The 19,103-nt window shown below is 60.9% G+C and carries 19 protein-coding genes; 3 read left to right on the forward strand and 16 right to left on the reverse strand.

Annotated elements, in window-relative coordinates; all coding sequences use genetic code 11:
- Positions 1-331 precede the first annotated feature (331 nt).
- From OO306_RS18910 to OO306_RS18925, 4 genes are all read right to left on the reverse strand, one after another.
- The gene (locus tag OO306_RS18910; protein WP_265969593.1) at positions 332-2,332 is read right to left on the reverse strand and encodes a U32 family peptidase; all 2,001 of its coding nucleotides are present in this window, start codon (positions 2,330-2,332) and stop codon (positions 332-334) included.
- A 240-nt stretch (positions 2,333-2,572) separates the two neighbouring features.
- The gene (locus tag OO306_RS18915) at positions 2,573-2,953 is read right to left on the reverse strand and encodes a RidA family protein (protein ID WP_265969594.1); all 381 of its coding nucleotides are present in this window, start codon (positions 2,951-2,953) and stop codon (positions 2,573-2,575) included.
- Between the two features lie 144 nt (positions 2,954-3,097).
- Positions 3,098-4,342 carry a saccharopine dehydrogenase family protein gene (locus OO306_RS18920; protein WP_027594833.1) on the reverse strand — a complete coding sequence of 415 codons (1,245 nt, stop codon included), beginning with the start codon at positions 4,340-4,342 and terminating at the stop codon, positions 3,098-3,100.
- Positions 4,343-4,373: 31 nt separating this feature from the next.
- The gene (locus OO306_RS18925; protein WP_027594834.1) at positions 4,374-5,471 is read right to left on the reverse strand and encodes a carboxynorspermidine decarboxylase; all 1,098 of its coding nucleotides are present in this window, start codon (positions 5,469-5,471) and stop codon (positions 4,374-4,376) included.
- A gap of 201 nt (positions 5,472-5,672) precedes the next feature.
- On the opposite strand from OO306_RS18925, the gene OO306_RS18930 reads away from it, so the two are divergent.
- Positions 5,673-6,131, forward strand: coding sequence for a metallophosphoesterase family protein (locus OO306_RS18930; protein ID WP_265969595.1), 459 nt, complete (start codon positions 5,673-5,675; stop codon positions 6,129-6,131).
- Positions 6,132-6,226: 95 nt separating this feature from the next.
- On the opposite strand, the gene OO306_RS18935 is transcribed toward OO306_RS18930, so the two are convergent.
- The 4 genes from OO306_RS18935 to yghU all read right to left on the reverse strand — a co-directional run bounded on the left by OO306_RS18935 (position 6,227) and on the right by yghU (position 10,609).
- Entirely contained in the window at positions 6,227-7,144 is a 918-nt protein-coding gene (locus OO306_RS18935) for a pyridoxal-phosphate dependent enzyme (RefSeq protein WP_265969596.1), read from the reverse strand.
- Between the two features lie 15 nt (positions 7,145-7,159).
- Positions 7,160-7,852 carry a transcriptional regulator gene (locus tag OO306_RS18940; protein WP_027594837.1) on the reverse strand — a complete coding sequence of 231 codons (693 nt, stop codon included), beginning with the start codon at positions 7,850-7,852 and terminating at the stop codon, positions 7,160-7,162.
- Positions 7,853-7,925: 73 nt separating this feature from the next.
- On the reverse strand, positions 7,926-9,632 hold the full coding sequence (locus OO306_RS18945; protein ID WP_265969597.1) for an amidase: 1,707 nt from the start codon (positions 9,630-9,632) through the stop codon (positions 7,926-7,928).
- 137 nt (positions 9,633-9,769) lie between these two features.
- Positions 9,770-10,609: a glutathione-dependent disulfide-bond oxidoreductase gene (yghU, locus tag OO306_RS18950; RefSeq protein WP_099429495.1), complete on the reverse strand. Its 840-nt coding sequence runs from the start codon at positions 10,607-10,609 to the stop codon at positions 9,770-9,772.
- A 197-nt stretch (positions 10,610-10,806) separates the two neighbouring features.
- On the opposite strand from yghU, the gene OO306_RS18955 reads away from it, so the two are divergent.
- The gene (locus OO306_RS18955) at positions 10,807-11,853 is read left to right on the forward strand and encodes a dienelactone hydrolase (protein WP_265969598.1); all 1,047 of its coding nucleotides are present in this window, start codon (positions 10,807-10,809) and stop codon (positions 11,851-11,853) included.
- Here OO306_RS18955 and OO306_RS18960 read toward each other — a convergent pair.
- The 5 genes from OO306_RS18960 to OO306_RS18980 form a co-directional block, all read right to left on the reverse strand.
- Positions 11,815-13,008 carry an MFS transporter gene (locus tag OO306_RS18960; RefSeq protein ID WP_265969599.1) on the reverse strand — a complete coding sequence of 398 codons (1,194 nt, stop codon included), beginning with the start codon at positions 13,006-13,008 and terminating at the stop codon, positions 11,815-11,817. The two genes, OO306_RS18955 and OO306_RS18960, sit on opposite strands and share 39 nt — an antisense overlap.
- A 149-nt stretch (positions 13,009-13,157) precedes the next feature.
- Positions 13,158-14,744: an ABC-F family ATPase gene (locus OO306_RS18965; RefSeq protein WP_027594842.1), complete on the reverse strand. Its 1,587-nt coding sequence runs from the start codon at positions 14,742-14,744 to the stop codon at positions 13,158-13,160.
- Between the two features lie 572 nt (positions 14,745-15,316).
- Positions 15,317-15,916, reverse strand: a complete 600-nt coding sequence (locus tag OO306_RS18970) for a hypothetical protein (protein WP_265969600.1) — start codon at positions 15,914-15,916, stop codon at positions 15,317-15,319.
- 429 nt (positions 15,917-16,345) lie between these two features.
- The gene (locus OO306_RS18975; protein WP_027594844.1) at positions 16,346-16,600 is read right to left on the reverse strand and encodes a hypothetical protein; all 255 of its coding nucleotides are present in this window, start codon (positions 16,598-16,600) and stop codon (positions 16,346-16,348) included.
- Positions 16,601-16,751: 151 nt separating this feature from the next.
- On the reverse strand, positions 16,752-17,528 hold the full coding sequence (locus OO306_RS18980) for a hypothetical protein (RefSeq protein ID WP_256577423.1): 777 nt from the start codon (positions 17,526-17,528) through the stop codon (positions 16,752-16,754).
- A 211-nt stretch (positions 17,529-17,739) separates the two neighbouring features.
- On the opposite strand from OO306_RS18980, the gene OO306_RS18985 reads away from it, so the two are divergent.
- On the forward strand, positions 17,740-18,039 hold the full coding sequence (locus OO306_RS18985) for a hypothetical protein (RefSeq protein ID WP_027594846.1): 300 nt from the start codon (positions 17,740-17,742) through the stop codon (positions 18,037-18,039).
- Positions 18,040-18,073: 34 nt separating this feature from the next.
- Here the strand turns inward: OO306_RS18985 and OO306_RS18990 are convergent, their stop codons facing one another.
- The 3 genes from OO306_RS18990 to OO306_RS19000 all read right to left on the reverse strand — a co-directional run bounded on the left by OO306_RS18990 (position 18,074) and on the right by OO306_RS19000 (position 19,095).
- Positions 18,074-18,283 carry a hypothetical protein gene (locus tag OO306_RS18990; protein WP_027594847.1) on the reverse strand — a complete coding sequence of 70 codons (210 nt, stop codon included), beginning with the start codon at positions 18,281-18,283 and terminating at the stop codon, positions 18,074-18,076.
- Between the two features lie 50 nt (positions 18,284-18,333).
- Positions 18,334-18,795, reverse strand: coding sequence for a GNAT family N-acetyltransferase (locus OO306_RS18995; RefSeq protein ID WP_238211879.1), 462 nt, complete (start codon positions 18,793-18,795; stop codon positions 18,334-18,336).
- Between the two features lie 78 nt (positions 18,796-18,873).
- Positions 18,874-19,095, reverse strand: coding sequence for a hypothetical protein (locus OO306_RS19000; RefSeq protein WP_085273402.1), 222 nt, complete (start codon positions 19,093-19,095; stop codon positions 18,874-18,876).
- Positions 19,096-19,103 lie beyond the last annotated feature (8 nt).

A 19,103-nucleotide genomic window follows, 5' to 3' on the forward strand; every position in this document is an offset into this window, starting at 1 on the left:
CTTCGCAGCACAAGGCTGCTCCTACAAGGGAGGGCGGTGGCAGCACTTAAGATCTCGGATGCTGCTGCCGGCCTCTTCGCAGCACAAGGCTGCTCCTACAAGGGAGGGCGGTGGCAGCACTTAAGATCTCGGATGCTGCTGCCGGCCTCTTCGCAGCACAAGGCTGCTCCTACAAGGGAGGGCGGTGGCAGCACTTAAGATCTCGGATGCTGCTGCCGGCCTCTTCGCAGCACAAGGCTGCTCCTACAAGGGAGGGCGGTGGCAGCACTTAAGATTTCGGATGCTGCCGCCGGCCTCTTCGCAGCACAAGGCTGCTCCTACAAGGGGGCGATCAATGCGGTGCGCGCGGGATGGTCTTGAGCAGGTCTTCCGGGCTGATATGGCCAACTACTTGGGCCACCGCGCTGCCGGGGGTCGGCAGGTCGATGATGTGGCTTTTCATCTTGCCGACCACATGCATTTCACACGGTTTGCAGTCGAATTTCAGGGTCAACACTTCGTCGCCCTGAATCAGCTGCATCGGCGCCACCTTGGTGCGCACGCCGGTCACGCCCTTGGCCTGCTTGGGGCACAGGTTGAACGAGAAGCGCAGGCAGTGCTTGGTGATCATCACCGGCACTTCGCCGTGCTCTTCATGGGCCTCGTAGGCCGCGTCGATCAGCTGCACGCCGTGACGGTGGTAGAAATCGCGCGCCTTCTGGTTGTAAACGTTGGCCAGGAACGACAGGTGCGACTCCGGGTACACCGGAGGCGGCGTGGTTTCAGCTTTACGACCGCCGCGCGGATGCGCCTTGACCCGAGCAGCGGTCAGCGCCTCGATGGCTTCGCGGCGCAGGGCCTTGAGCTGCGAGTTAGGGATGAAATACGCCTGCGGGGCATCCAGTTCGATGGCGTTGGCGTGGTACTGGGTGGTACCCAGTTGGCCCAACAGGTCGTGCAGTTGGTCCAGCGCCTGTTGCGGCTTGTTGGCCACGCCGAACGGGCCGTCCAGGGCCACTTGCACGCTGACGCCTTCCTCGCTGCTGACGGTGAGCATCAGCCGCTGCTCGCGCAGCACCGCGTGCCATTCCACACCCACTCGGCGTTCGGCCGACGTGCGCTGCAAGGCCTGTTGCCAGTTGTGGTCGAGGTTGCGTGACAGCGGGTGATTTGGCCGCAGTTTGTACAGGCCGTCAGGCATTTCGTTGGGTTCGACGCGGTAGCGATAGCGCTTCTGGCCGTCTTCCTCGAACTCGCCACGGGGTTCGGCAATGTTGGCGCGGAACCCCACCACCTCGCGCTTGACCAGCACGTTCAGGCCGTCGCCGTTGGTCAGTGGCACGTCAGTGGTGACCAGCATGTCGCGTTTGTTGACCTTTTCCACTACGCCCACCGGCAAGCCGGTGAACGTTGGCGAGTCGAACGCGCCGATGTCGATCTTGCGGTCGCTGACGAAGTAGTCGGTGCTGCCGCGGTGGAAGGTCTTGTCCGGGTCGGGGACGAAGAAGTGCTCGGTGCGGCCGCTTGACGCGCGGGCCAGGCCCGGGCGGTCTTCGAGGATGGCGTCGAGCTCTTTGCGGTAGTGGGCAGTGATGTTCTTCACATAGCCCATGTCCTTGTAGCGGCCCTCGATCTTGAACGAGCGCACGCCAGCGTCGACCAGGTCGCGCAGGTTGGCGGTCTGGTTGTTGTCCTTCATCGACAACAGGTGCTTCTCGAAGGCCACCACGCGGCCCTGGTCATCCTTCAGGGTGTAGGGCAGGCGGCAGGCTTGCGAGCAGTCGCCACGGTTGGCGCTGCGCCCGGTCTGGGCGTGGGAGATGTTGCACTGGCCGGAGAACGCTACGCACAGCGCACCGTGGATGAAGAACTCGATGGCGGCGTCGGTTTCGGCGGCAATGGCGCGGATCTGCTGCAGGTTCAGCTCACGGGCCAGTACCAGCTGCGAGAAGCCCGCCTGATCGAGGAACTTGGCGCGCTCCAGGGTACGGATGTCGGTCTGGGTGCTGGCGTGCAGCTCGATCGGTGGGATGTCCAGTTCCATCACCCCCAGGTCCTGCACGATCAAGGCGTCGACGCCCGCGTCGTAGAGCTGATGGATCAGCTTGCGCGCCGGCTCCAGCTCGTTGTCGTGGAGGATGGTGTTGATGGTGGTGAACACGCGTGCATGGTAGCGACGGGCGAACTCGACCAGTTCGGCGATTTCGCTGACTTCGTTGCAGGCGTTATGGCGCGCGCCGAAGCTCGGGCCGCCGATATAGATGGCATCAGCGCCGTGCAGGATCGCTTCGCGAGCGATGGCCACGTCACGGGCAGGGCTGAGCAGTTCCAGGTGATTCTTTGGAAGGGACATGTCGTTATAGTTTCGGGCGGTCACGGTTTAGGCGGGCATTGTAGCGGTGAAACGGGCTGGTGGCATCCCTACGCTGCCCAGAGGCGGCGCGACCTGGAGATGTAGGAGCGGCCTTGCGTCGCGAAAGGGTCGCGGAGCGGCCCCAGCTGTCTTTGTGACTGCACCGAATTTGGGGCCGCTTCGCAGCCCTTTCGCGACGCAAGGCCGCTCCTACAATAGGGCATGCGTGAGCTGGCGGGATTAGCGTTTGGCAGCCATCGCGGTGACTTCCACGCGCATGCCTTCGACCGCCAGCGAGGCCACGCCAACGGCGGCGCGCACGGGCCATGGCTTGCTGAAGAAGCGCTGGTACACCTCGTTGAACGCTGCACGTTCAGCCATGTCGGTGAGGTAGATGGTCAGGTGCAGCACGCGGTCCATGCTGCTGCCGGCTTTTTCCAGGGCTACTTTCAGCGCCTGCAGGGTGCATTCGCTCTGCGCAACGATGTCGCCCAGCTCGAGGCTGCCATCGGCGCGGGTGGGGATCTGGGTGGAGACCAACACACCGTTGTATTCGGCGACGTCGGATGAAATGGAATCGGCGTCCGGATCGGGGGTGTAGATGATGTCTGTGTTTGCCATGGGCGCGTTTGCCTTGCTACGGAAGGAAAGCGGCAAGCGTACGCGAGCAGGCGGCAGGGGTCGAGTCGTTCGGGCGCTGCCGCAGGTACCACCGGCACATCCCAAAAAAACAGGGCGCCTGATAGGCGCCCTGTTTTATGTTGCTTAGGCTTCAGCGTCCCAAGGACGATCGCCTTTCTCATCTTTGACGCGGGTCGGCAGGCCCATCACGTCCAGCGCCTTGAGGAACGGCTCGGCTGGCAGTTCTTCGACGTTGACCATGCGCTTGGCATCCCACTCGCCACGGGCGACCAGCAGGGCGGCAGCCACTGGCGGTACACCGGCGGTGTAGGAAATACCTTGGCTGTCAGTCTCGGCGAAGGCTTCTTCGTGATCCGCCACGTTGTAGATGAACACTTCGCGCGGCTGGCCGTCCTTGGTGCCCTTGACCAGGTCACCGATGCAGGTCTTGCCGGTGTAGCCCGGGGCCAGGGAGGCTGGGTCTGGCAGCACGGCCTTGACCACTTTCAATGGCACCACTTCCAGGCCTTCGGCGGTCTTGACCGGTTGCTCGGAGAGCAGGCCGAGGTTTTTCAGCACGGTGAACACATTGATGTAGTGCTCGCCGAAGCTCATCCAGAAGCGCACGTTCGGCACGTTGAGGTTCTTCGAAATCGAGTGAACTTCATCGTGGCCGGTCAGGTACAGGTTTTGCGAACCTACTACGGGCAGGTCGTCGGTACGCTTGACCTCGAACATGGTGTTGCTGGTCCACTGGCTGTTCTGCCAGCTCCATACTTGCCCGGTGAACTCGCGGAAGTTGATTTCCGGGTCGAAGTTGGTGGCGAAGTACTTGCCATGCGAACCGGCATTGACGTCGAGGATGTCGATCGAATCAATGCTGTCGAAGTATTGCTGCTGCGCAAGTTTTGCGTAGCTGTTCACCACACCCGGGTCGAAACCGACGCCGAGAATGGCGGTAATGTTCTTTTCTTGGCACTCTTCGAGGTGTTTCCACTCGTAGTTGCCGTACCAGGGCGGCGTCTCGCAGATTTTGCCCGGTTCTTCGTGAATCGCGGTGTCCAGGTAGGCGACACCGGTATCGATGCAGGCACGCAGCACCGACATGTTGAGGAAGGCAGAGCCCACGTTGATCACGATCTGCGATTCGGTCTCGCGGATCAGTGCTTTGGTCGCCTCGACATCGAGGGCGTTGAGCGAGAAGGCCTGGATGTCGGCGGGTACCTTTAGGCTACCCTTGGCCTTGACGCTGTCGATGATGGCCTGGCATTTGGAGATGTTCCGCGACGCAATGGCAATACGACCGAGTTCGTCGTTATGCTGCGCGCACTTGTGGGCCACCACCTTGGCGACACCTCCTGCACCAATGATAAGAACGTTCTTCTTCAATTTATCCCTTGCTCCTTACTGAAAGCCGGTCTTACGACAGGCTGGAAACGTAGTCTTCGAAACCGAACTCGCGCACCACCTCGACACTGCCGTCGAGCTGCTTGACCACGATGGATGGCATTTTCAGACCGTTGAACCAGTTTTTCTTGACCATGGTGTAGCCGGCCGTGTCGATGAACGACAGGCGGTCGCCAATGGCCAACGGACGATCGAATTGGTACTCGCCGAAGATGTCACCGGCCAGGCACGATTTGCCGCAGACCATGTAGGTGTGCTCGCCATCGTTGGGGGCCATCTTGGCGTTGAGGCGGTAGATCAGCAGGTCGAGCAGGTGCGCTTCGATCGAGCTGTCGACCACGGCCAGGTGCTTGCCGTTGTACAGGGTGTCGAGCACGGTCACTTCCAGCGAGGCGCTGTTGGTGATGGCGGCTTCGCCCGGCTCCAGGTACACCTGCACGCCGTAGGTTTCCGAGAAGGCTTTAAGGCGCGCGCAAAACGCATCGACTGCATAGTCTTCACCGGTGAAGTGGATGCCGCCACCGAGGCTGACCCACTCGACCTTGTGCAGCAGGTGGCCGAAGCGCTCTTCGATGTGCGTGAGCATCTTGTCGAACAGGCTGAAGTCACCGTTCTCACAGTTGTTGTGGAACATGAAGCCGGAGATCTGCTCGATGACCTTCTCGATCTTCTCCGGGTCCCACTCACCGAGGCGGCTGAACGGGCGTGCCGGGTCGGCGAGCAGGTAGTCGGAGCTGCTGACTTGCGGGTTGACGCGCAGGCCGCGAACCTTGCCTTCGGACTGTTCGGCGAAGCGTTGCAGCTGGCCGATCGAGTTGAAGATGATCTTGTCGCAGTTCTCGAGCATTTCCTCGACTTCGTCATCGGCCCAGGCAACGCTGTAGGCGTGGGTTTCGCCTGCGAATTTCTGGCGGCCGAGCTTGAGCTCGAACAGCGACGAAGAGGTGGTGCCGTCCATGTATTGCTGCATCAGGTCGAACACCGACCAGGTCGCGAAACATTTGAGGGCGAGCAGCGCCTTGGCACCGGACTTCTCGCGCACATACGCGATCTTCTCCATGTTGCCCAGCAGCTTGGTTTTATCGATGAGGTAGTACGGCGTCTTGATCATTTAAAGGCCCCCGGCAAGGCCGGCCAAAAAAAGGACACGCATTGTGCCTTCACTCGCTACAGATCGAAAGGGCGAGATGCGCTTTTCGTCAGGCTCGCTGGAATTTTCCCAGGTGCGTGAGGCTCATTAGAACAGGCCTGTGTGACTATCCTGATCTCACGGGCGTTTTTCTCTCCACTCCATTGGACCAGGAACGCAGGCATGAAAATTGGCGTAATCGCCGATACCCACGGTTTATTGCGCCCAGAGGCGGTGGATGCGCTGGTCGGTTGTGCGCTGATCGTGCATGCCGGTGATATCGGCAAACCGGACGTACTGGAGGTGCTGGAGGCCCTGGCGCCGGTGCGGGTAGTGCGCGGCAACAATGACCTGAAATGGCCTTGGGCGGCGGACTTGCCCGATCAACTGCGCTTCGACATGGGGGGCTGGCAGGCACTCCTGGTGCATGACATCGCCGATGTGCCGGCCAAGCTCGATGAGGCTGTGCGGGTGGTGATCACCGGGCATTCGCACAAGCCGCTGATCGACTGGCGGGACGGGCTGCTGTACCTGAATCCCGGAAGCGCCGGGCCGCGACGGTTCAAATTGCCCGTGACGGTGGCGGTGATTGAAATAGAGGGAGAAGCGTTAGTCGCCAACATCATTCCCTTGCTCGATTGACTGCCCCGGCCCCTTCGCGGGCAAGCCTGCTCCTACAGGGCAAAGTTATTCCTGTGGGAGCGGGCTTGCCCGCGAAAGGGCCGGAACAGGCAACCTCAATCGACCTGCTTCAACCAATCCTGAATCTGCGCCAGTGTCGCCGTGGCGCCCCCGCAAACCACTATCAGCACATTGTTGTACTCGGCCAATTTCTCGGCTTCGTAAGCTACCGCCAATGCAGCCCCACACGCGGGCTCCACCAATACCCGATGATCGAGCAAGAAGCGTTCGCAGGCTTCCAGCGCGGCACGGTCGCTGACCAGATGGTTGTGCAGCGGATGGTTACGCGCGCATTCCAATGCCTGATCAGCAACGCGCTTCGCACCCAGGGAGGTGGCCACCGAGGCGAGGCGCTCAAGTTCAACCGGGTGGCCAGCCTGCACCGCTGCGTGCAGCGAGGCGGCACCGGTAGTTTCCACCGCCAGCACGGGTACATCATCCCAGCCATTGCGTTTCAGCCCTTCGACTACGCCACTGAGCAATCCGCCTCCGCCGACCGACAGCACCACCGCATCGGGCCTAAGCCCGGCCGCGGCAACTTCGTCGATCAGGCTGGCATGTCCGGCCCAGAGCAATGGGTCGTCGAAGGGGTGAATGAACGCATCGCCGCTGCCGAGCAGGGTCTGGGCCAGCTCGTTGGCCTCCTGCCAGGAGCTGCCATGCACCACCACCTTGGCGCCTTCAAGGCGCAGCAGTTGCTTGGCGCGCTCGGTGGTGGTCTCGGGTACCACCACGGTCACCGGCACCCCCAGTTTGCGGCCGGCATACGCCACCGCCAGCCCGGCATTGCCCCCGGACGACGACACAAAATGGCGCGCGCCCCTGGCATGGTGGACTTCGCAGGCATGGCCCACGCCACGCAGCTTGAACGAGCCACAAGGCTGCACTGCCTCAAGCTTGAGCCAAACGGTACAGCCTGACGCCAGCGAAAGCGGGCGGGATTCGATCAGCGGCGTCTGTATATGCAAAGTCATCGTTAGCTCCAAGCGTCAGTCTTCACGGGCCGCTGCCGGCTGTTCGCCACGCAACTGCTCCAGGTAGTTGTAAACGGTGTAGCGGGTCACCCCAAGGGCGCTGGCAGCCTTTTCCACGCCGCCTTTGACGATGAACAAGCCACGCTCCTGCATCACCCGCACCGCGTCGACCTTGGCCTGCTTGGTCATCCGGCCTTGGCCGCTGCGTTGCAGCGCGCCCTGGATGATTTCGCTCATCAACAGCGCCATGTCGGCGGGTTCGCTGACCGCTGGCGAGTCGCTCAGGGGCTGTAGCTGCTGCAGAAAATTCATCGCAGCGTCCAGCCCCGTAACGTCGGTATTGATGCACAGGCTGGCGAACGGGTGGCCGGTGCTGTCGCGGAAAATGGCCGTGGCGCTGCGCAGGGTGCGGCCCTTGAGCGTGGTCGGGTAATCCGGCAAGACCACAGGCGCACAGCCGCGCTGTTCCACGGTGGCCCGCATCAGGGCCTTGAAGCCTAGGTCCTGTTCCGGCGCGGCGAGGATTGGGCTGCCGACCACACGGCCGGAGAGGTGGCCGTTGACGATTGCCACCACGGAGTGTTCCGGGTGGTCAAGGTCGTGCAGGAGGATTTCCATGTTGCGCGCGGCAACGCTGCCCAAAGCCTGGATAGCGGCCTTGAGAACGGTGAGGGTGAGCTGACGTTCTTCAGGGGGAGAGAGCGGCATGAATGCATCGCCAAATTCAACGGTTTGTGCATTTTTACACAATACGTTGAAAATGGCGATGTGACGGGCGCGTTTACTTGCCCAGTGCTGGCGTACGCGGTGGAATCATGCGGCGCGAGCCAGTGGCCTCGAAGGCCGCTGCGAAGCTCAACAGGTGGTTGTCGGTATAGGCGCGGCCGGCGAAGGTCAGCCCTACCGGCATGCCGATGTCAGCCATTACACCCATGGGCACGGTGACGGTCGGTACGCCCAGGTGGCGGATCGCAAGGTTGCCGTTGGCCACCCAAATGCCGTTGCTCCAGGCAATGTCGGCCGAAGCCGGGTTGACGTCAGCATCCGCTGGCCCTACATCGGCCACGGTGGGGAACAGCACCGCGTCCAGGCCCAGGGTGTCCATCCAGTCTTCCAGGTCCAGCTTGCGGGTTTTCTCCAGGCCGCGCAGCCCGTCGGGCAGCGTTTCGATCTGGTCCCAGGTCTTCAGGCCGCGCTTGGCCATGTTGACGTATTCGTCCATGCCCGCAGCCAGGTCATCCTCACGGTTGGGCAGGGTGCCGGGGTCGTGCGGGAAGATCTTCGGCCCATCGACATCGGCCAGGCGGTTGAGCTTGGGGTCGTCGTTGGCCCGCAGGAAGTCGTCAAAGGCCCAGCCCGACAGCTCCCACAGTTCGTCATGGAGGAATGCCTTGCTGACGATGCCGCGGTTGTACACGGTCGGGGCGCCAGGGCGGTCGCCTTCGCAGTTGGAGACCAGCGGGAAGTCCACTTCGAGCACTTCGGCACCTGCAGCCTCCAACGCCTGGCGCGCTTGTTGCCACAGGTCGATGACGCTGTCGCGGGTGTTGATGCGCTGGCCGGTTGGGCCACCGATACCCGGTTTCTCGGAGGTGCCAGCTTCTGGATCGGCATTGATGTACATGCGCGGCACGCCAAAGCGTTTGCCCTTGAGCGCGCTGGCATCCACAGCCAGGTCCAGGTACGACGCTGGGCGCACCGAAGAGGCGGCCGGGATGGTTACCCACGGCTGCAAGCGCCACAGGTCACCGCGTGTGTCGGCGTCGTCGGCAACCACCACGTCGAGGATTTCCAGCAGGTCGGCCATGGTGCGGGCATAAGGCACCACCACGTCCATGGTCGGGGTCAGCGGCCAGTTGCCACGCACCGAGATCACCCCACGCGAAGGGGTGTAGGCGCACAAGCCGTTGTTCGATGCAGGGCCACGGCCACTGGACCAGGTTTCCTCGGCCAGGCCAAAGGCACTGAAGCTGGCGGCCGTCGCGGTGCCGGCACCGTTGGACGAGCCAGAGGCGAAGGGCGCAGTCAGGTAGGCGGCGTTGTACGGGCTTTCGGCGCGGCCATAGACGCCACGCTGCATGCCACCGTTGGCCATGGGCGGCATGTTGGTCTTGCCCAGGCACACAGCACCGGCGGCGCGTAGGCGCTCGATGGTGAAGGCGTCGCGCTGGGCGACCAGGTCTTTGAAGGCCGGGCTGCCGGAAGCCGCAGTCAGGCCCTTGACCAGGTAGCTGTCCTTGGCTGTGTAGGGGATGCCGTCCAGCGGGCTCAGGGGCTGGCCCTTGGCGCGGCGGGCGTCGGAGGCTTCAGCCTCCTTCAGTGCGTCTGGGTTGCGTACCACCACGGCGTTCAGTGCGGTAGCGGTGTCGGCGCCATCGTAGGCGTCGATGCGCGCCTGGTAGGCCTTGACCAGCTCGACCGCCGTCGTGCGGCCCGACTCGAGTGCGTCGCGCAGCTCGGCAATGGAAACCTCGGTTACCTCGATCATGCGTTCACCAAAAAGTTTTGCAGGTGGGGGCTAGTGCGAGGAGTGTACAAGAAGGCATTGCCGGACGCAGGTTTGCGCAGGGGCAAATGGTTTTATGCAGGCGAGCATTGTCGGGGCCGCGAGGCGGCCCCGAACGGTCAATCCAGGTCGGCCGCCGAGTGCCGTTCTGGTACTTGGCTGGCTTCATCGCCCCAGGTGCGATTGACCCGTGACCCACGTTGCACGGCGGGCCGCTGGGCGATCTCTTCGGCCCAACGCTGCACGTGGGTGTATTCGTGCACCGCCAGAAACGTTGCTGCGCCATAAAGATTGCCGCGCACCAGCTCGCCATACCAAGGCCACACGGCGATATCGGCGATGCTGTATTCATCGCCGCCCAAATAACGGCTTTCGGCCAGGCGGCGGTCGAGCACATCCAGTTGGCGCTTGGCTTCCATGGTGAAGCGGTTGATGGCGTATTCGAACTTTTCCGGGGCGTACACGTAGAAGTGGCCAAAGCCGCCGCCCAGGTACGGCGCCGCGCCCATCTGCCAGAACAGCCAGTTCAGGCTTTCGGTACGTGCAGCGGCAGACGTGGGCAATAGCGCACCGAACTTTTCCGCCAGGTACAACAGGATCGAGCCCGACTCGAATACCCGTACCGGTGGCTCGACACTGCGGTCGAGCAGGGCAGGGATCTTCGAGTTGGGGTTGACCTGCACGAAGCCGCTGGAAAACTGGTCACCCTCGCCGATGCGGATCAACCAGGCGTCGTATTCAGCGCCGCTGTGGCCCAGGGCGAGCAGCTCTTCAAGGGCTATGTTCACCTTCACGCCGTTGGGCGTGGCCAGCGAATACAACTGCAAGGGGTGCTTGCCCACTGGCAGCGCCTTGTCATGGGTCGGGCCGGCTACCGGGCGGTTGATGCTGGCGAACTGGCCACCGGAGGCTGCGTCATTGCGCCAGACCTTGGGTGGGGCGTAAGGGTGCTTGCTCATGCAGGGTGCTCCTTCAAGGTCGCGAAAGGGTCAGGTAAAGCGATTGACCTGCATCTATGCCATGGGTTCTCGGAAAAGCGCAATTGCATTGGGCGCGGGCGTTGCGTGCATGCAGGGTTTCATCCAGTTTTCATCTGCCCTTGGCGTCGGCGGCTCTATGCTGGCGCTATCTCTGACCCTGCACGGAACGGCTGGCGATGAACATCCCTCGTAGCGTGTTGGCGCTGGTCCTGCTCGGCGGCCTGTTGGCGCACGCCCACGCCGCGCCTTGGGTCGCCGGCCTGCACCACATGACCCTGGCCGACCCTGTCGATGATCGCCCGATGCAAGCGCTGGCGTTTTACCCGGCGACAGGTGTGCCCCATAACATGCGCATCGACGGCTACCCGCTCGACGTCGCCGAAGAGGCGCCGGTGGCCGTGGGGCAGTTCCCTTTACTGGTGCTCTCCCACGGCAATACCGGCAGCCCGCTGGCCTTGCATTACTTGGCTACTGCGCTGGCACGGCAGGGTTTTGTGGTCGTGGCGGTGGTGCACCCGGGGGACAACGCCCGCGATCACAGTCGCCTGGGTACCTTGAGCAACCTGTATGGCCGGCCGCTGCAAGTCAGCGCCGCGATCACGGCTGCCCGTGACGACGCGCTGCTTGGGCCCTACCTGAATGATGGCAAGGTAGGTGTCATCGGCTATTCGGCCGGGGGCGAAACGGCGCTGATCGTCTCGGGTGCGCAACCCGACCTGGACCGCCTGCGCCAGTACTGCCTCGAGCGCCCTAGCGATGGCGACGCCTGCAAGACCCATGGCGTGCTGATTGCCGACCGTAGCGAGCTGGCACCGAAGGCCGATTCACGGGTGGGCGCGGCGATGCTGATGGCGCCGCTGAGCCTGCTGTTTGGCCGCCATGCGCTGGCCAGTGTGCACATCCCGGTGCTGATCTACAGCGGCGACCGCGACCAACTGGTGGCTGTGGACCGCAATGCCGAAGCGTTAGCACGCAAGCTGCCAGTCACGCCGGATTACCGTCTGCTGGCCGGCGCAGGGCATTTCGTGTTCATGGCGCGCTGCGACGAAGAACAACACGCCCGCATGCCGGCGCTGTGCAAGGATGCCGAAGGCGTTGACCGCCGCCATATTCATCACTCGTTGCAACGCGACACCGCAGCGTTCTTCAGCCAGGCCCTCAGCGCACCGCTACCGGATGAGCGCTCAGCTGCGTCGGCTTCGCCGCGCCAGAAGCAGCGTTAAGCCGACGCCTGCCAAGGCGAGCAGGGCGGCAACGCAGAAGATAGAGGCATAGCCCAGGTGCACTGCCACCGCGCCCATCACCGGGCCGGCGATGGCCAAGGCCATGTCGAAAAACACCGCGTAAGCCCCCAACCCAGCGCCGCGGCTGCTGCTAGGCACCTGCTTGATGGCCTCTACGCCCAGTGCCGGGTACACCAGCGACAAGCCGAACCCAGTGAGCCCGGCACCTGCCAACGCCCAAGGCGGCGAGGGTGCCAGCCACAGCAGCCCCAGGCCAATCACCTCGGTGGCCATGCACACCACTGCCACGTTGTAGCCGCCAAACCGGTTGACCGCATTGACGAACAACAGCCGCGAAATGATAAAGCACACGCCGAAGGCGCTCAGGCACCAGGCTGCACCGGCCCAGCCGCGTTCCAGGTAATAGAGGGTGACGAACGTGGTCAGCGTGCCATAGCCGATCGACGCCAATGTCAGCCCCAGGCCACAGGGCGCAACGCGGCCGAAGGCAGACCAGAAGGGCAGCCGTTCGCCCCGTACCACCACCACGTCCGGGCGTTTGCGCAGCACCAGCATGGCCAGCAGCGCCAGCACCAGCAAGGTTGGCCCCAGCACGCTGAAGTCCAGGCCATCCACCGCCAGCACACCGACCGGTGCACCAATGGCGATGGCGCCGTAAGACGCGATACCGTTCCACGAGATCACCCGGGCGGTGTGCTCCGGTCCAACCTGGCTGATGCCCCAGCTCAAGGTGGCCACGCCGATCAGCCCTTGGGCGATGCCCAGCAGCAGGCGCCCGCCCAGCAATAGCGCCAGGCTCAGTAACGGCACGCTCAGGGTCCAGGCCGACAACAGCGTCAGCACCCCGCAACTGGCAATGCCGAGCAAGCCGAAACGAATCGCTTGCTTGCCGCCCAGCGTGTCCGCCACCCGCCCGGCAAAGGGGCGGCTCAGCAGGGTGGCCAGGTATTGCAGGCCAATCGTCACCCCGGCGACAACCGCGCCGAAGCCCAACTGGTCATGCACATAGCTGGGCAACACCGCAATCGGCAGGCCGATGCAGAGGAAGGCAATGAACGTGTAGAAGACGATCGACAGGATCTGCAGGGTGATATTGGAGGTATTGCTGGCGGGGGCGGACTGTTGCGCGGTCATGGGCTCTTTCGCGGGCGGGCGGTTGGGCGTTGTTTCATCATGGCCGTTGCGCGAAGGAAATGAAAGCAGGCTAACGAATTATTCCGGGTGAATGCCCCTTCATGGGATCCGCCTGGTCGACTCAACGCGACCAGGCGGAGCGCACTACATCAGACCACGACGCCCTGGCTACGCAGGTAGTCGTCATAGGTGCCGCTGAAGTCCACGACACCGTCCGGCGACAGCTCAATGATGCGGGTGGCCAGCGAGGACACGAACTCACGGTCATGGCTGACGAACAGCAGCGTGCCTGGGTAGTTTTCCAGCGCCAGGTTCAGTGCTTCGATCGATTCCATGTCCAGGTGGTTGGTCGGTTCGTCCATCACCAGCACGTTCGGTTTTTGCAGGATCAGCTTGCCGAACAGCATGCGGCCTTGCTCACCACCGGAAATCACCTTCACCGACTTGAGGATCTCGTCGTTGGAGAACAGCATGCGCCCGAGGGTGCCGCGAATCACCTGCTCACCGGAGGTCCACTGGCCCATCCAGTCGAACAGGCTCAGGTCGTCCTCGAAGTCGTGGGCGTGGTCCTGGGCGTAGTAGCCCACTTCGGCGCTGTCGGTCCACTTCACCGAGCCCGCATCCGGCGTCATTTCGCCAACCAGGGTGCGCAGCAGGGTGGTCTTGCCGATACCGTTGGGGCCGATGATCGCGACGCGCTCGCCAGCTTCGACAGTGATGTCGAAGTTCTTGAACAGAACCTTGTCGTCGAAGGCCTTGGCCATTTTCTCGACCACGACGGCCTGACGGTGCAGCTTCTTGGTCTGCTCGAAGCGGATGAACGGGCTGACCCGGCTCGACGGCTTGACCTCGGCCAGCTGGATCTTGTCGATCTGCTTGGCGCGCGAGGTGGCCTGCTTGGCCTTGGAGGCGTTGGCCGAGAAGCGGCTGACGAAGGTCTGCAGTTCGGCGATCTGGGCTTTCTTCTTGGCGTTGTCCGACAGCAACTGCTCGCGCGACTGGGTCGCGGCGGTCATGTACTCGTCGTAGTTGCCTGGGAACAGGCGCAGCTCACCGTAGTCCAGGTCGGCCATGTGAGTGCAGACGCTGTTGAGGAAGTGCCGGTCGTGGGAAATGATGATCATGGTGCTGTTGCGCGCCGTGAGGATCGTTTCCAGCCAGCGGATGGTGTTGATGTCCAGGTGGTTGGTCGGTTCGTCGAGCAGCAGCACGTCCGGGTCCGAGAACAACGCCTGGGCCAGCAGCACACGCAGCTTCCAGCCCGGCGCCACTTCGCTCATCGGGCCGAAGTGCTGGTCCAGCGGGATACCCAGGCCCAACAGCAGTTCACCGGCGCGCGATTCGGCGGTGTAACCGTCCATCTCGGCGAATTCGGTTTCCAGCTCGGCGACGGCCATGCCGTCTTCCTCGGTCATTTCTGGCAGCGAGTAGATACGATCGCGCTCGGCTTTGACCTTCCACAGCTGGCCGTGGCCCATGATCACCGTATCGATCACGGTGAATTCCTCGTAGGCGAACTGGTCCTGGCGCAGCTTGCCGAGGCGGGTGTTCGGCTCGAGCATGACCTGGCCACCGGACGGCTCAAGGTCGCCACCGAGGATCTTCATGAAGGTCGACTTACCGCAACCGTTGGCGCCGATGAGGCCGTAGCGGTTGCCGTTGTTGAATTTGACGGAAACGTTTTCAAACAGCGGCTTGGAGCCGAACTGCATGGTGATGTTGGCGGTAGAAATCAAGTGCTTGTCCTGCGGGGGTTCCAGAGGTGTATTTAGGCCCTCGTGTCAGTTTTGGGCCAATTTTGGGCCAATTCGACGCGGGGCGGCAGCTTCTCCAGCTCCCTCCAGTCCGAGGAGGAGCTGATCCATTTCGCGTAGGTAGAGAGCAACATCTCAACGCTATGGCCGAGCTGATTCGCGATGAACGCAGGGTTCATCCCAGGCATCAGGCACAGGGTTGCGTAGGTGTGGCGGGTGTCGTACTGACGGCGATCACGGATGTCCAGCGCTTGAGCGCTGATTTGAATGGGCGGATTGTAACACTTGGATCGCAGCTCCACAGCCCACCTTTGCTTGGTTGGACCACGAAAGGTCTGGCAGGGGGCACGGACTTGCACGCCATGCGTTTGGAGCGTTGCTAACTGCAGGGCTTGCTTGATGGCGTTAAGGGCCCGCTCGTCGAGTAGGCTGCCCGGTGATGATGGAGAGCACCGGTGCCTTTTTTTAACGTGTTTACCTGAGAAGCGGTACGGCCGCCTATTTTGCAAAGGTTTGCCCTCGCGTAAAAATACGCGAGGGCAAACGGTAGATAACTAGAACCAACCTGAAATTAAGTGCGAAACATCAGAGAAGAAGTTTTTAATCGAAGACCAAGCGTTAGCTAACCACTTAACAACGCTTTGGACGATGGAGGTGAAGAAATCAACAATTGCACTGTACACTTTGTTGGCCAACGCGCACACGCTTTCGAAAGCGATAAGAATAGCATTGCCGGCCCCAGGGTTTTCCTTGTTGATCTGCTTGGCTTTTTCGCGCCAGCGGTCAATGGCCGAGGCATTATCCCTTTTGGCTTTGTCAGCCATTTCATCAATTCTTCGGCTAAATTCATCCTGGTTCTGCGAGGACTGCAGCGCAGTCGTATAGTCCGACGTCTTGCTGTGGAAGGCAGCGCTGTCAGTATTCAGATCGGCCTTGCAATCCCCCGTAAACTTGCTGATTACTTGATCGTTACCACTGTCGCTCAGCGAGCTAACGGCCAGTGACACAGGCTCCAAGCCGCCATACAATTCATTCAGTACTTTTGACTCAGTGCTGTAACTCTGAGCCCTGCTGTCGCTTTTAAAGTGAGCGGCCATGTCATCGATTATGCTCTCGAAATCATTGCGAGCAAGAACCAAACTTTGTGCTGGCATTTTCTTCTCCTTGAAAATTAGAAGCGATGTTTTTCATAGCCTCCTTAGCGTAGTGTGGTTTTGATCTGCATCAAGCGCTTGATTGTTTTAATTGTATATAATTACTTCCTACTGTCTTCAGGTTGTAATGGGTGTGCGTTCGTAATTGCTCTTATGCTGATGTTTAGATTGCGCGGTTGTAATCTATCCAAACAGAATGATCACAGCGCTAAGAGACATCCACGTGAAGTGAACTGACGCCCTTCAAGTGTTGTAAAGATCCTTGGGCTGATCGAGTATTGGGGCACTCTCTGGCGCTACGTGGGGGGCCTGGAATGAATGGCTTTTTCAGCGCTTGGCCCGCCGAGCTTCACGATAAATGCTGAGGTGCTGGCGGGCGGCGCCTAATCTATTTGGTTAGGCTGGCTGTTCTGAGTAATGAAAGCGGGCTTACCCTCGGATCACCTTAAGGCGCGCCCGCCCAGCGTCCGTGATGGCGTTTTCGCCTTCATCGCTGATGCGGTAGCGCCCGGACACTGACTGTGTAATGGTGAACCTCACCAGTCCGCTCTTGGACAAAGCCTCACCCACTTCAAAGCTCATTGCACGCTCTAGGTCGAAGATTTTTGTTTCTCCGATTTTATAGCGGGCAAACGCAATCAGCGCCGAATCTATCGCCGCTTGGTCTATCACCTCAACACGCATTGGACCTCCTGGTCTGAATCGCCCAGGTCCGTGGGCTTGCGGTTAACGGACCTGGAAGTTCGTAGAATGCGCAACGCTACTACGGAGCCGGGCGTGTTAGTTACTGGCTTTGCGTCCATGCTGGATGGGTGGCCAGTCATGATCGTTAGTTTTAGTCTGCGTGCGGCGCTGCAGTGTCCGTTAACGACATCTCTTTTGGAAACACGTTGATAAACGCACTAATAGCAGGCTTGTCGTCATCATCAATATTGATCTTCGGTGTTTGCGACGATCGACTGATGTCCGTTGCAAAATTAGCGGCCCTCAGCGCACGTTCGATTTGCTGGCTTCCCGGGCTGTCATACAGCACTGCCTGAACGCCCGTGGCCTCTTTGGTGAGCATCAACTGCTTTATTTGTACCCGCACGCCCGCTTTGGTCAGGGCAACGGCGATCTGCTTGGAGAACGCCAACGCTTCGTCGTCGTTTCTGACGATATTGAGCAGTACGGTTGGGGCTACTTTGTCTTTGGCGAGCGCTGCCGCCAATGCCTGGAACGCGGCCTGTGCCTGCGCTGTCAGCTTTCTGGGCCGCAGGCGATGTTCAATGGCCTGGCGCTCTTTTTTCGCGGCGTCCAGTTGTGCCGTCAACGCCGCGTTCTGTTGCAGGAGCTCTTCGATTTTCAACTGGGACTGGGCGGCGGACTGGTTAGCTGTGGCGATCAGTTGGCTGGCCTCGGCCATGGACCTGTCTGACTCGCTACTTTGCACCTCGGACGTCAGGTGCGCCAGGATGACCGCGCAGGCCGAGACTAAGGCGGCAATGATGGCGGTTGTTGTAGCAATGCTGTGAATAAGGCTGGCGTTATCTGCTGAAATTTCTGGCATTAGCGTGCTCTTGAAATTTAGTTTCCATGATTTTGCGTTTTTGATTTCGCGGCAGATTGCCATAAATTCACCGTGCAAGCGACCTCTGGCGTCGACTGTCGGTGCTTGATTTGGCACGACGTGATGGCCTGCGCAGACAAACGAATAACGCTTTGTTTACAGGTGATTGCCAGTTGTCCGATTCAGCTCACATTTCGACTGAGTACAGTTGCGCGCCGTTTGCCTTTGGCTATGGTGGCTTTAGGTATACAACTAAAGTCGTAGGAGGGGCGACATGCGGATTCGCGGCGACGTTTTCTGGGGCTGGGCTGACCCAACGCTTCACCATCGGACTCACGACGAAACGTTAAGTGACGGCAGCTACATCGATGTCCAGGTGCGACTGTCGCGAACAGGCAATACGCAGATGTTCATCGGGGTTTATGCCCCCAGTGGCATGGCCATTCACGAAGAAGCATTCGATTCGCGTCCAGGCGAGTCGATGACCCGTGCCTTGGCGTGGGGCGTGGGCAGGGCGCGGCGGATAGCAAGCGATGCGATTCCCGTGACCGAACAGTTCGCCTGCGCTAAGTAGCGAGCTCTGAAGGTTGCCGTGGGTTGGGCGTGGGTCAGGTCTCATCCTTGATCTTTGCTGCGACGGACCTCAACTCACTGGCAACCCCATCGATGGACTTGATATGAGCGCGTACATCGATCTCGCTGTCTGAGGTCGCCCGCGCTTCCATGAACTTGGCGTGCCCGGTCATGGCTTTGCTGAGTTCATTCAGGTGGTCGGCGGTTTTGACGAGATCGGCTTTGATGGTATGAAGCGGTTCCATGAGCGTGAGTGCGTTCCTTGAAGTGTGCGTCTACAACCCTGTCCGGCTGTTCAGCGAAGCGTGCGTGACATCAGCCACTGCAGGTTGCCCCACGCTTCGAACTGCTCAATCACCGTCCAGCCACGCTTGGCATAGTAAGCCTGTTTATCATGGGTGTGCAGGTACAAGGTTTCGAGGCCGGCAGTGCGCGCATGGGCACATAGGCGCTCAATCAGGTCCTCGGCGATACCGGCTCCTCTGGCTGTCGGGTCAACGAACACGCAGGCAAGCCAAGGGCCGAGGTCCGGACGGGAAGGCAGGTCTTGGGCTGCTAGAGCGGCTCCGCCCAACAACTGGCCTTGCTCCAGGGCAATCAGGCATTGCCAGTCACCATTGCCCTGGCCTTCTGCGAACTCGTGCTGCCATCGCGAGAGGTCGATGCCGTCGAACTCATACGTGAATTGCTGATGAATCCACTGAGCGAAGGCGTTGCAATGGTTCATGTGGTTCGCGAGCCAATCAAACTGAGGCATGGGCATCCTGCACGGTAGTACCTGTTCAGCGCATCATGACACAACCAGCAAGTGGACATGCAAGTGAAGCTTTTCATGCTAAGGCTGGTCTGTGTCCGACTTGCCGCCTTCGTTACTTTGCACCTGCAAGACTGAACCTTTATCGTCCGTTGCCAACAAGGCACTTTGTGCATTGTCAGTGTGCAGTTCTGCATGCGCGATGTTTGCTACACCCCGAAAGATACCGCGGCTTTCTTCACCTGTTTTCACTGTGCTCAGGTTATCACTCTGGTAGAAAAAAAGCGTGCGAGTGGGTGGCATGTGGAGCG

It is taken from the genome of Pseudomonas sp. DCB_AW, assembly GCF_026240895.1.
Taxonomy (GTDB): domain Bacteria; phylum Pseudomonadota; class Gammaproteobacteria; order Pseudomonadales; family Pseudomonadaceae; genus Aquipseudomonas; species Aquipseudomonas kermanshahensis.

Excerpts from the sequence above, each read along its gene's own strand:
- OO306_RS18995 (WP_238211879.1), bottom strand. The coding sequence starts at position 18,795 with ATGCCTCAGTTTGATTGGCTCGCGAACCACATGAACCATTGCAACGCC.
- OO306_RS18940 (WP_027594837.1), bottom strand. The coding sequence starts at position 7,852 with ATGCCGCTCTCTCCCCCTGAAGAACGTCAGCTCACCCTCACCGTTCTC.
- OO306_RS18935 (WP_265969596.1), bottom strand. The coding sequence starts at position 7,144 with ATGACTTTGCATATACAGACGCCGCTGATCGAATCCCGCCCGCTTTCG.
- OO306_RS18910 (WP_265969593.1), bottom strand. The coding sequence starts at position 2,332 with ATGTCCCTTCCAAAGAATCACCTGGAACTGCTCAGCCCTGCCCGTGAC.
- yghU (WP_099429495.1), bottom strand. The coding sequence starts at position 10,609 with ATGAGCAAGCACCCTTACGCCCCACCCAAGGTCTGGCGCAATGACGCA.
- OO306_RS18980 (WP_256577423.1), bottom strand. The coding sequence starts at position 17,528 with ATGGCAATCTGCCGCGAAATCAAAAACGCAAAATCATGGAAACTAAAT.
- OO306_RS18975 (WP_027594844.1), bottom strand. The coding sequence starts at position 16,600 with ATGCGTGTTGAGGTGATAGACCAAGCGGCGATAGATTCGGCGCTGATT.
- OO306_RS18955 (WP_265969598.1), top strand. The coding sequence starts at position 10,807 with ATGAACATCCCTCGTAGCGTGTTGGCGCTGGTCCTGCTCGGCGGCCTG.
- OO306_RS19000 (WP_085273402.1), bottom strand. The coding sequence starts at position 19,095 with ATGCCACCCACTCGCACGCTTTTTTTCTACCAGAGTGATAACCTGAGC.
- OO306_RS18915 (WP_265969594.1), bottom strand. The coding sequence starts at position 2,953 with ATGGCAAACACAGACATCATCTACACCCCCGATCCGGACGCCGATTCC.
- OO306_RS18990 (WP_027594847.1), bottom strand. The coding sequence starts at position 18,283 with ATGGAACCGCTTCATACCATCAAAGCCGATCTCGTCAAAACCGCCGAC.
- OO306_RS18970 (WP_265969600.1), bottom strand. The coding sequence starts at position 15,916 with ATGCCAGCACAAAGTTTGGTTCTTGCTCGCAATGATTTCGAGAGCATA.
- OO306_RS18945 (WP_265969597.1), bottom strand. The coding sequence starts at position 9,632 with ATGATCGAGGTAACCGAGGTTTCCATTGCCGAGCTGCGCGACGCACTC.
- OO306_RS18985 (WP_027594846.1), top strand. The coding sequence starts at position 17,740 with ATGCGGATTCGCGGCGACGTTTTCTGGGGCTGGGCTGACCCAACGCTT.
- OO306_RS18925 (WP_027594834.1), bottom strand. The coding sequence starts at position 5,471 with ATGATCAAGACGCCGTACTACCTCATCGATAAAACCAAGCTGCTGGGC.
- OO306_RS18930 (WP_265969595.1), top strand. The coding sequence starts at position 5,673 with ATGAAAATTGGCGTAATCGCCGATACCCACGGTTTATTGCGCCCAGAG.
- OO306_RS18960 (WP_265969599.1), bottom strand. The coding sequence starts at position 13,008 with ATGACCGCGCAACAGTCCGCCCCCGCCAGCAATACCTCCAATATCACC.